Here is a 13,274-nt window from a genome sequence, read left to right as displayed (position 1 = left end):
CTCTCAATGTACGCATCCTCAGCGGGTCAGCTTATACGAAAGGGGCAGGTTGAAAAATTGAGGAAGAGGGCAGAAACATCGCAGTATTCAAAGCACTAGCTTGCACATTACTTAACGACATCAGGATTGACTCATCGCCTAGTATTTTAATCGATGTACTTCCAGCGTTAACTCCTGTTCCTTGCTCAATGTTGAGTTGCTCAAAGGTGAGGCCATCAGATAATCCGATGAAGTCTTGTCCCAGTGTGAAGTCATTGATGAAGCTGGAGCCACCTAGTGATAGCACAAAGGTATCAAACCCAGCATTCCCTGTGAGGATGTTGTTGCCATTGCCGCCGATCAAGACATCATTGCCAATGCCGCCACGCAGAATGTCATTGCCACTCAAACCTAGGAGAATATCGTTGCCGCCCTGACCGTTGATCACATCATTGGAGTGGTCAAATCCCATCGTGTCGTTGTCAAGGTCATTAAGGAAGGTGACGGTGTTCGATCGCAGCACTTGATCCATTACCCAATCGGAGTTGAAGACATCAAAGCTGTCTTGGATGGTGGTGTCGCCGTCGAACTGGAACAGGATGTTACCAATAGGCATTCCGGCTGAATTTAGAGTGGACAGATTATCTAGATTTTCCATTGCAAAGTTAGTCAGTTTGACCGTGGTGTCTGTAATGCCTTCAAAGGTAATGACCAGGCTGTTGCCAGTGATTGGCTCGTAGTCGGTTTGAGTCAGAATCATGTTTTTGGCAATCAGTCCTGTGCCCAGAAATTGAATAATATCGGCTTCATTGATGATGTCTTTGTAGGGCTGAGAGCCGGGACCCACTCCATCAAAGTCGGCGATCGTATCCACGCCATCACCCCGGTAGATCACAAAGCGATCGCGTCCTCCGGCTCCAAACATTTGGTCATTGCCCAAGCCTCCCTCGATGCGATCGTTGCCAAAGCCGCCGATGAGGAAATCGTCCCCAGTGCCGCCCCGCAGATAGTCGTCTCCTAGGCCCCCTTCTAGATAATCATTGCCCCATTGCCCAGCTAGATAGTCGTTGCCAGCACCGCCGATGAGATAATCGTTGCCTTCGCCACCCCGGAGGATGTCGTTGCCGCCCAAGCCCCGCAGAGTGTCGTTGCCGCCCTGACCATTAATCACATCGTTGGAGTGGTCGAAGCCGTTAGTTTTGTTGTCTAGATCATTGAGGAAGGTGACGAAGTGGGGTCGCAGCACTTGGGTTAAATTGACCTCAGCATTGATCACATCGAAGCTATCCCGAATGGACGTGTCGCCATTAAACAAGATGTTGCCCACCGTGAGAGACGCGCCAGTGTGAGTGTGGTGGTTGTCGAGGTTTTCTAGGGCGAAGTTTTGCAAAGTGACGCTGGTATTGTCGATGTCTTCAAAGCTGATCACCAGGTTGCCGCCCGTTTGGGATAGGAGCATAGTCTTGGCGACCAGAGCGGCTCCAGAGAAGACGATCGTGTCGATTTCAGAAACCAGGTAGGGGGCAGGATTCGTGCCGCGACCGACTCCGGTGAAGTCCAGGAGGCTATCGGGACCTTCGCCTCGGTTGATGTAGAACAGATCGCGACCGCCACCACCGGAGAGGATATCGCTGCCCTCGCCCCCTTTGAGCCGATCATCACCTAGCCCACCATTTAAGGTGTCGTCTCCCGCTTGACCCAACAATTGGTCGTTGCCTGATCCACCATTGAGGGTGTCGTTGCCGATACCGCCATCCAGCAGGTCGTCACCCGCTCCTCCCTCCAGGATATCGTTGCCAACCTGTCCGAAGAGTTGGTCATTGCCGTCATTACCGGAGAGGGTATCATTGCCCAAGCCGCCATCCAGGAAGTCGTTGCCTGTGCCACCCTCCAGGGAGTCATCGCCTGCTTGTCCGAAGAGTTGGTCAGCACCATCGCCCCCGGAGAGAATATCGTTGCCTGCGCCACCCTCCAGCAGGTCATTCCCGGCTTGACCATTGAGCGTGTCGTTATCATCGCCGCCAAAGAGCCGATCGTTACCCAATCCACCCTCCAGGATGTCATCTCCCGCCTGCCCGAAGAGTTGATCCTTGCCGTCACCACCGAACAGAATATCGATGCCACTGCCGCCATCGAGCAAATCATCCCCCGCTTGACCGAACAATTGGTCGTTACCCTCATTGCCGTTGAGCGTGTCGTTGCCGGTGCCGCCATCTAGGAAGTCGTCGCCTGTGCCACCATTGAGCGCGTCGTTGCCTTGATCACCCCACAGAATATCGCTGCCGTCGCCACCATTGAGCCGATCATCGCCTGCGCCGCTATAGCCGAGATCATCGCCAGCATCGCCATTCAGCGTGTCTTTGCCCAAGTTGCCATAAAGCGTGTCGTTGCCGATGCCGCCGGAAACCTGGTCATCTCCAGATTCGCCGTAGAGGGTGTCGTCACCTGCGCCGCCAGAAACGGTGTCGTTGCCGCCGCCTGCGGTGATGATGTTGGCTTTGGCATCGCCGATGAGGGTGTCGTTGAATTTGGAGCCAACGATGTTTTCGGTGTCAAAGATGCGATCGCTGCCCCCTTGTCCATCGGTAGCGCTATTGGTTTCCAGGTTAACGGTCACACCGCCGGGACTACGACGATAGCTGATGGTATCAATGCCGTTGCCGCCGTAGAATTGGTCGTTTTCACCGCCACCCACCAGCAGATCGTCACCGCCCAAGCCGAAGATAGTGTTATCGCGGCTATTGCCAATCAGCACGTCGGCAAATTGGGAGCCGGTGATGTTTTCTAGGTTGGTGAGGGTGTCAGTGTTACCGTAGCCGTCGGCGGCACTGCCGGGGTTAATGGCGAAGTTGGCTTCGAGGTCGGTGTAGTAGGCGGCGGGGTTATCGGGATTGATGGCATTGTTAGCGTTGGCTTGGCGATCGTTGCGGTAGGGTTTGTTTTCATCTAGGTTGACGACTACGCCACTGGGGGAGGTGAGGTAGCTGACCATATCGACATCGCCGCCACCACTGATGCGATCGTTGCCTGCACCGCCAAACAGAGTATCTTTGCCATCGTCACCGTTGAGGATGTCGTCGCCCTCGTTGCCGTAGAGCGTATCAATATCGGCTCCACCGTTGAGGGTGTCGTTGCCTGCGTTGCCTTCCAGGTAGTCTTTGCCTGCACCACCGTCGATCGCATCATCGCCTGCATTGCCATACATCACGTCGTTGCCAGCTTGACCCAGGAGTTGGTCGTTGCCGTCGCCGCCGAAGAGTTGGTCGTTGCCATTGCCGCCATCCAAGAAGTCGTCGCCTGCATCGCCATTCAGGATATCGTTGTCGTTTTGCCCAAACAGGGTATCTATGCCATCGCCGCCGTTGAGGGTATCGATGCCGATGCCTGCCTCGATGTAGTCGTCGCCAATGCCGCCGTCAATCGCGTCGTTGCCGTCTTGCCCAAAAAGGAGATCGTTACCTTCGTCTCCAGAGATGCGATCGTTGCCGCCTTCACCGTAGATGCGATCGTTGTCTAGTCCACCGGAGAGGGTGTCGTTGTCTTCGCCGCCATAGATCAGGTCGTTGCCAGCATCACCGTTGATGGTGTCGTCGCCATCTTCGCCCCAGAGTTCATCGTTGTCGTCACCACCCCAAAGTTTATCATCGCCGATGCCGCCGTAGAGAGTATCTCGATTATCGCCGCCAAACAAACGATCATCCCCTACATCGCCATATAAGACATCTACACCTTCATCGCCGTAGGCAGTATCGTTACCCGATCCGCCCCAAATTGTGTCATCTCCAGAACGACCATGCAACTCATCATTTCCACCTTCACCATAGAGTTCATCGTCATCTGAGTCCACACTACCAAGAGCAGCACTAGCTATGCTGAAGCTAGATCTACTCAAGATAGATGCTCCCTGAATTGTTATGTTCCAGCCACTTCCGCCATCAATGAAATCATCACCTTCTCCACCCAAAATGATGTCATTCCCTTCATCACCATAAAGGGTATCCTTCTGATCTCCACCATTGATGTAGTCCCACCCGGTTCCACCGTATATAGTATCTTCTCCAGAACCTCCATCAATTCGATCCCAGCCTGCTTCGCCATAAAGTTGATCTTTATCAGCATTGCCTTCAATGGTGTCCCAGCCATCGCCACCATATGCAACATCATCTCCATTTCCAGCTTCAATCAAATCATCATCACCTTCACCTCTTAAATCATCATTGCCATCCCAGCCTCTTAGGGTGTCCTCACCTGAACCACCATAGAGGAAGTCTGCACCATTGTCTTCATTACCGCCATCCAAGAGGTCATGACCGTCTTGCCCAAATAGACGATCGCTCCCAGCTTGTCCATAAAGTTCGTCACTGCCGCCCCAGCCATAGAGTTCATCGTTGTTATCTCCACCGTAGAGATAATCTTTTTCGCTATCTTCGCTTCCACCATCTAAAGTGTCATCGCCTGCACCACCAAACAACGTATCCGCGCCATCCTGCCCATAGAGCGTATCATTACCATTCTGACCTTCTATTCTGTCCTTACCAGCTTGACCTTGAATATAATTTCCTACATCATTCCCAATAATTTCATCACTGTTACTTCCACCAATAGCATTTTCAATTAGTGACTGAAGATTATTGTCAAATAACAGAGCATTGAAAACATGGCCTCTAGCAAACTTACCATCCCCAAGATTTGCTCTTTGAGAATTCCCACCAACATCAAGATCACTCCAGTTTCCAGGTTCTAAATTAATACGCAATCTCGTAGTATAGTTAGAAAAGTCATAAGTATCAGTACCTTTTCCATCCCAAATAGTCCGAAAAACAACATTCTCAACAGGCTGACCTTCCCCTTTGCATACTGTATCGTCTGTTATAAACATCTCACCCGTATCAGGAGAGAATTGGTAAATTGTATTAGTCGAATTAAAACCAAAATTTGCACCGTATAAATGCTGTATCGCAGCGATATCATACATCATTAGAGATTGCGGTGCGTTACCATAGGGAGCAGTATATACACTAATAGAATCACCAATATACTGACGATAGGTCATGATCGAAAACTCATTAGAGTTACGATTATTTTCCATAATTGTTGTGAAAGAACCCGCCGCTTCATGACCATGTTTTAAGCCAACAGTATGCCCGATTTCATGCATAAAAGTAATAGTTCGAGCGTAAGTTCCTATGCCAAAATTATTGTCATAATCTGGGTTTTTTCCAATCCACATATCCCCAGCCTCAGGGCTTGCTTTAGTCATCTGATAAACAAAAGCTCCAATGCCTAGAACATCCGATTCAGCAATTCGGATGGTGGCATTACGGTCATCATCTCCAGTAAGCTCCTTAAAAATCAGCCCTGATACATTAGAAAAAAGAGGGAATAATTCATTTTTGAAAACTTGTTGCTGATTAGATGCAAATGCGCGAAAAGAGGATTCGTGAATACTTCTATCTTGATACGTTGTTTCATAGTCATCAATGCTATTAGTGAAGCTATATGTAACTGTATTTGATGCCCAACGAGTTGAACCATAAGTTATTCCCTGAATATTCTGATCGTTTGGGATGCCTTGCGTCGTAGTTGGAGTTGCCTCTCCAAATGAAGCTTCTCCTTCAACAATTGCTCCATCAACATAAATAGATAAGGAGTCAGTTTCTTGTTTTAACATTTGAATTTCGTGATCACCCAAATCTACCCCACGAACGATCGCAGAAAACAACTCACCTTCATCTCCAGGAGTATCGATCGCGTTGACACTCCGATCCACAGAATGACCAAACTCTTCAACCAAAACACTCGCGATCGCCTGAGAATTGTTGGCATTTTGGCGCAAGAAATCCTGAGAAACATAGATCGTGTTGGTTAAACCCGCATAGGCAGCATTCGCCCCCGCCAGCTCCGCCCCCGTGCGAACTTCAATCTGCGGAAACGCATCAAACATCCCCGCCTGCCACGCCGACTTCAAACCGCTGTAATCATTCCCCGCCCCAAACGCCAACGCCATCTTCGAGTCAAACCCTGGATCACTGGCAAACCGCCCCACCGTCTGCTGGATCACCTGAGCCATGCGATCGCTCGTCACTGAAAAATTCGCAGATTCATCCTGCAACACTTCCCAAGAAAACGGTGCAGTACTTCCAGCCTCGGTGGAAATGGGCAAATCAAGCCCTTCATTCAGTACACTCTCGGTCGAAATATCATCAACAGATGCGTTGATTGCTTGAGATGAGTTATTCGTAGCCATGATGGTTGGTCTCCTGGGTAGATGGAATAGCTGGTTTACAGTTAGGGCGATCGCGTCTTTCTCAAGCCCACGATCGCGGTCTCGATTTCGTCGTCATTGGCTTCTCGGTTTGCACTTTCGGAAATTACGCAAGTACAGTTGTAACTTCATGAAGCGTTACAACAGAAGTCCGAGTTTTTAAGGAGTGGTTGGAGGATGGCGGGGCGATCGCCCAGGATTACCCTATAGATAGATTGAGCAATGCCAGATTGTGAATTTCTAACGGTAGAAGCGATCAACACAGGCTCGATTTTGCATGGTGACAAAAAATAGTCATCAAGAGCAAACGTCACACTTGAAGAGCAAACGTCACACTTGCGATGCTTGAGCTTTTACCGTGTATGGGTTGTAGCAAGCTAAACACAATCATGATTGTTTGTAATTCGTCTCATCGTCTCATTCACACACTGCTATAAACGTGCAAGTAAGCAGTAGAAACCCAATAAGAAACACGATCAAAGACTGAATCTTTAGCGTCTGTTTGACCTGAGAAACTCTATTTTTTCAACACAAATTATTAGAGTGGCGGTGAAGGAAAAAACACGTCTGCTTCTCTCCTAGATGCCTACATGACGCTCTACTAATTCAAGGGTGCAGTTAAGCAGATGATGATGTGGATGTCTAAAGTTCAGTGCTGACTCCTATCTTTCGGGTTTAGTTGACTTAGTACCGCAACTCAGAGGAAACACAAGAACTACACAAAAAGCATTTATTTCTTGTAAAGATTACCGGAAATAAATAAACTTTCTATGAAGCTTAGATTACTCAGTAAATACACGTGCTGTCAAGCTAGCGATCGTTAGCAATTAACATCAAGACTTCATGCATCGCGTAGAGAATATTGCGACCAAAGTGTTATGTTTTATACGGTGAAATGCGTAAGCAGTAAATACAATCTCGTCAGGGTTGCGATGGAAAGCTTGTTTGAAGAAGTTGCCAGAAAATGGGATTTAGAGAGGCTGTATACGGATCTAGCAGAGGTTGAAGGCAGAGAACTAACTACTACGAAGAAAAAACTTCTCTGCGCTTTGTTATATGGATATAGTCCTGCTGAAATCGCCAAGCACTTGTATCAAAGTTCTAGCAGTAATTCTGTGCGAGTTACTTTAAGTCGAGATCTTTATAAGCCTCTGAGGGCGCTAATAGCTCAAAAAATACATGCTACCTCAACAATGGCTTGGGGAAAAGTTAGTAGGCTTTTGGCAGAAGCAGGATATGAAAGATTGTGAGGTTAGATATCTATAGCGTTATTGCTTATCTAGCGTTATTGCCCGTCTAGATTGATCAATTAGCATCAGAGTCCACTTCAAACTAATGAGGCTAACAATCAGTCTCGCTTCCAGCCCTTATAAATCCCCGTGGAGACTATCCACAGGCGAATCGTCAGAATCGGCAAGTTCTTCCGCTGGGGGGAGCGGCGTTAGAGGGATGGATTCTACGAGCATGATTTTTCTAAAATGCCAAGTCTGAGACTGGTATCCCGTTAAAGTTAGCCTCATTAGTCAAATGGGCACCCTAGCGACAGAGGTACTCTTTGAGCGGGTCGAATGATCTTATGAGCTTAACAAACAGCGCATCACCACAGCCTGTGCAAAGCACAATCGCACTTCCTGGCTACCAGATCACGGAGCAACTCTATGCAGGCTCCCGCACTCTAGTGTATCGAGCAGTCCGAACAGCAGACCACCAACCCGTAGTGATTAAGCTACTGAAAAATGAGCATCCCAGTTTTAGTGAACTAGTCCAGTTTCGCAATCAATACATCATTACCAATCATCTAAAGATTTCCGGCATCGTTCAACCCTACAGCCTAGAACCCCACCGCAATGGCTATGCTCTAGTGATGGAAGACTGTGGCGGTGTTTCTCTCCGTCACTTTGCAAATGGGCGATCGCTGAGCTTAGAGACCTTTTTCGCGATCGCCCTCCAACTGACAGACATCCTGCACCCGTTGCACCAACAGCGCATCATTCACAAAGATATTAAACCTGCCAACATTCTGATTCACCCAGAGACGCATCAAGTAAAGCTGATTGACTTTAGCATCGCCTCATTGTTGCCGCGCGAAACCCAAGAGATCCAAAATCCCAATATCTTAGAAGGCACCCTCGCCTATTTGTCGCCAGAGCAAACCGGACGGATGAACCGGGGCATCGACTATCGCAACGATTTTTACTCTCTCGGTGTCACATTTTTTGAACTCTTGACTGGGCAGCTACCGTTTAGCTCAGACGATCCCATGGAACTGGTGCATTGTCATCTAGCGAAACAACCGCCCAACCTCTGTGATGTCAACCCAGAACTGCCCTTGATGTTGGGCGAGATCATTCGCAAGCTGATGGCAAAGACGGCTGAAAATCGTTATCAAACTGCCCTGGGCTTAAAACATGACCTGATGAAATGCCAAGAAGAGTGGTCTGTCACAGGCAACCACATATGGTTTGAACTAGGGCAACGGGATGTGAGCGATCGCTTTCTGATTCCTGAAAAACTGTATGGGCGGGAGGCAGAAGTAGAGACGTTACTAGAAGCCTTTGGACGAGTTGCCAACGGAGCCTCGGAACTAATGCTGGTGGCGGGCTTTTCGGGGATTGGCAAAACCGCCGTGGTGAATGAAGTCCACAAGCCGATCGCCCGGTGGAATGGCTACTTCATCAAAGGCAAGTATGACCAGTTCAATCGCAATATTCCCTTTAGTGCCTTTGTGCAGGCATTCCGCGACTTACTGGGGCAATTGCTCTCAGAATCGGATCGGCAACTGCAAACCTGGAAAACCAAAATTCTCGCAGCCGTGGGAGACAGCGGACAGGTAATGATTGAGGTGATTCCAGAACTAGAGCGCATCATTGGCAAACAACCTGCCGCGCCAGAGCTTTCTGGCAGCGCCGCTCAGAACCGCTTCAATTTGCTGTTCCAAAAGTTTATTCAAGTCTTTGCCACCGTAGCGCATCCATTAGTGATGTTTCTAGATGATTTGCAATGGGCGGATTCTGCCTCGCTGAACCTGATGCAGGTGTTGCTCGGTCATCACAAAACGGGACATTTGCTGTTGATTGGGGCGTACCGAGATAATGAAGTTTTCCCAGCCCATCCGCTTTTATTGACGGTGGATGCCATTGTCAAAGCGGAAGCCATTGTGAATACGCTGACGCTGAATCCGTTGAGTCCATCCGATGTGAATCAATGGGTGGCGGAGACGCTCAGTTGTTCGCTTGATCGATCGCAATTGCTGACCGAATTGGTGTATCAAAAAACCAAGGGCAACCCCTTTTTTGCGACTCAGTTTCTCAAAGCATTGCATAAGGAAGGCTACATTGCATTTGAGTCTGAAACTGGCTACTGGCAGTGCGATATGGCTCAGGTGCGATCGCTGGCGCTTACCGATGATGTGGTCGAATTCATGGCAATTCAGCTACAAAAGCTGCCAGAGTCTACTCAAAATATCCTCAAACTGGCTGCGTGTATTGGCAATCAGTTTGATCTGGAAACGCTGGCGATCGTTAGTCAGCGATCGACGGCTCAGGGGGCACTGGATTTGTGGAAGGCGCTGCAAGAGGGGCTAATTTTGCCGATTAGTGAGGTCTACAAGTTTTATCAGCCTTCCACACTTGAGGATCAAACCCTAAACCAAGAACCGTTCAACTGTACCTACAAGTTTCTGCACGATCGCGTTCAGCAAGCGGCTTATTTGCTCATTCCCGACGAGCAAAAACAGCAGACCCATCTCAGGTTTGGGCGACGGCTCCTCAAATATACTGGCACCGCAGAGTTAGAAGAAAAGATTTTTGATATTGTGAACCAACTCAATTATGGGGTTCAACTGATTGAGCAGCCAACCGAACGAGAAGCACTGGCTCGGTTAAATTTGAGGGCAGGCAAACGCGCTCAACTTGCGACTGCCTATGCCTCTGCCTATGCTTATTTTGATCAGGGCATCCAGTTGCTCACTTCAAACTGTTGGCAGAATCAATATCCGATCGCCCTAGATTTGTACGTCAGTGCGGCAGAGTCAGCGTGTCTCAACACTGATTTTGAGACGATGAAACAGTTGTGTGACTACATCTTGACGGTGGTGACTGCGATCGAGGATCAAGTCAAGATCTACGAACTGTTGATTTTCTACTATCACACCCAATCTCAGTTCCGTCAGGCGGTCGCATTAGCATTAAAAATCTTGAACCATTTGGGTGAAACTTTTCCACCTAGCCCCAATGCTCAAGATTTCCTGGATGCGCTCCACACCACCACTCAAGGGGTTCAGCAGGTTGGCTTTGAGAACTTGGCTCAATTGCCGCCCTTGCAAGATAGTCAGAAACTCGCAGCGTTGAAAATTTTGAGATCGGCTTGCTTTCCTGCCTATTTTGCTGCGCCGGAAATCCTGGGACTCCTCATCTGCCGACTGGTGGATGTGACGTTGAACTATGGACAGTCGGCTTTAACTCCTTTTGCCTTTGGGATTTTTAGTGTGTTGCTGAATGGCGGCGTAGGAGATGTTCAGACTGGCAGGCAGTTTGGAGAATTGGCGATCGCCCTAGAGCAACAGCAGCCCAATCTCCACTATCGGGCGGTCACCTACAATGCGATCTACGGTTTATCACGCCATTTCTACAAACCCGTGCGGGAGTGCCAGGAACCCTTAATTGCAGGCTATCAAAGCTTCGCCCAAAATGGAGATGCTGAAAGCTGTGCTTACTGCTTAATCAATGCGTACTTTTGTGCGATTCTGTCCGGGCAAAACCTCAAAGACATCCAAACTCAATTTGAGAAATACATTCAGCAAGTCGTTGGCTTTAAGCAAGAACAAGTCATTTATCAACTGCATATTTGGATGCAAGTGGTTCATAACTTAACTGAATCGAGCGAGAACTCTGCGCTCCTCAAAGGACAGTATTTTGATATTGAAGTTAAGCTACCCCAGCTTTATCAGGCAAGCAACTTCAACACGATCAACTACGCTCATACTGCCCAAACAATGCTTGCCTATTTGATGGGTGAGTATGAGCGATCGCTGGCAAATGCGGCAGCAACAGAACCCCACCTCGGAGCTAGCACCGGAAAGTTTTTTGTGTCTGCCCACAATTTCTATTATTCGCTTTGTCTCACCGCTTTATATCCCCACGCTTCTGAATCGGTGCAGATTCAATCTCTAGAAAAGCTACAGAGCAACCAGCAAAAAATGGAAACTTGGGCAAACCACTGTCCAGAAAACTTTTTGCATCGATATTTGTTAGTGGAAGCTGAGATTTGCCGAATTAAACAGGACTCTTTCGCTGCGATCGCTCACTACGATCGCGCCATTTTAACCGCCAAAGCCAGCGAATACATTCATGAAGCCGCATTGGCAAATGAACTCGCCGCTAAATTCTATCTCGACTGGGGCAAAGAGCGGATTGCTCAAGATTACATCACAGAAGCATACTACGGCTATGCCCATTGGGGTGCCAAAGCTAAGGTCGCAGATTTAGAGACTCGATATCCTCAACTGCTTGCCCCCATTCTTCAACAAGCGCCCTCTGCCCTCTCGATCAACGAAACTATCTTCGCATCGGGCACCACTACATCCACCAGTTCCTCTAACATCTCAGATGCCCTCGATTTGTCGGTGATTCTCAAAGCGTCCCAAACGTTGTCCAGCGAAATCGAATTCAATAAACTGCTTGCGACCTTGCTGCGACTCGTGATTGAGAATGCCGGAGCTGATAAGTGTGTGCTGCTGCTGCAAGATAATTCGCACTGTAGAGTGGGAGACGCTTGCCTGTTTGTCAATGGACTGGCGACTATCGGAGCAGAACCCGTCGTACTACAGAGAATTGCAGTTGAAGAAAGCCAGGACATTCCTCTCAAGCTGATTTATCGGGTCAAAAATTGCCTAGAACCCGTCGTGTTGATGAATGTCACTGCTCATCCTGAATTTGCCAATGATCCTTACTTCCTACGGCAACAACCCAAGAGTATTTTGTGCAGTCCAATTTTGCATCAAGGAAAGTTGCTGGGCATTGTGTATCTGGAAAACAATTTGATCAGCGGTGCATTTACGGGCGATCGCGTTCATATTCTCAATCTGCTCTGCGCCCAAGCCACCATTTCTCTCGAAAATGCTCGCCTTTATCAACAAGCTCAACAGGCTTTACAGGACTTGCAACAGGCTCAAATTCAAATTGTCCAAAGCGAAAAAATGTCTGCATTGGGTAATTTAGTCGCTGGGGTTGCTCACGAAATTAACAATCCTGTTGGTTTTATTGCTGGCAATTTGCAACCTGCCCTTGATTATGTCAAGGATATGTTTACGTTGGTTGATTTATATCAGCAGGAATGTCCTCGTCCCACTGCCGCACTTCAAGCGAAGATTGAGGCGATCGACTTAGAGTATATGCGCGAGGATTTACCCAAATTAGTTGGCTCGATGAAACTGGGAGTTGATCGAATTCGCGATATCAGCACCAGCCTCCGCACCTTTTCGAGAGCCGATAAAGACTATAAAGTTCCCTTCAATATTCATGATGGGATTAACAGTACAATTTTGATTCTTAAACATCGCCTCAAAGCCAATGAATCTCGCCCTGAAATCAAAGTTGTCACCAGTTATGGCAATATTCCCCTCATTCAATGTTTTCCTGGACAACTCAATCAAGTGTTTATGAATATTTTGGCAAATGCGATCGATGCCATTGAAGAAACTACTCATAAACTTAGTTTTGAGCAGATCGTAGCCAATCCGAAGCAAATTGAAGTGCAAACAAGCTTGGATGAATTAAAAAATCAGGTTTGCATTCAAATCCGAGATAACGGGATTAGTATGTCAGAAGAAGTAAAGCAACAGGTATTTAATCACTTATTCACTACTAAAGCAGTGGGTCAAGGCACTGGATTAGGATTGGCGATCGCTCGTCAAATTGTGGTAGAAAAACATAGTGGTGCGATCGTGGTCAACTCCACCTTGGGCGTAGGCACTGAATTTATAATTACACTCCCTCTGAACACCGTAGAACTAGCCATCCAGAGCCATTAA

Annotated in this window: 3 protein-coding genes; 2 read left to right on the top strand and 1 reads right to left on the bottom strand. The window is 48.1% G+C overall.

What is annotated here, in order from left to right; all coding sequences use genetic code 11:
* Window positions 1-31: 31 nt before the first annotated feature.
* The gene (locus tag AC1S5B_RS25795; RefSeq protein ID WP_482038523.1) at window positions 32-6,226 is read right to left on the bottom strand and encodes a M10 family metallopeptidase C-terminal domain-containing protein; all 6,195 of its coding nucleotides are present in this window, start codon (window positions 6,224-6,226) and stop codon (window positions 32-34) included.
* Between the two features lie 950 nt (window positions 6,227-7,176).
* Here AC1S5B_RS25795 and AC1S5B_RS25790 point away from each other — a divergent pair.
* Together AC1S5B_RS25790 and AC1S5B_RS25785 are read left to right on the top strand one after the other, a co-directional pair.
* Window positions 7,177-7,494 (top strand): hypothetical protein, encoded by a 318-nt coding sequence (locus AC1S5B_RS25790; protein ID WP_482038522.1) that lies wholly within the window; start codon window positions 7,177-7,179, stop codon window positions 7,492-7,494.
* 326 nt (window positions 7,495-7,820) lie between these two features.
* A complete protein-coding gene (locus tag AC1S5B_RS25785) occupies window positions 7,821-13,274 on the top strand; it encodes an AAA family ATPase (protein ID WP_482038521.1) in 5,454 nt (1,817 codons plus the stop codon).

It is taken from the genome of Leptolyngbya sp. CALU 1928 (genome assembly GCF_056784215.1).
Note: the sequence above shows the minus strand (reverse complement) of the source record. Positions and strands in the feature narration are given on the sequence as shown.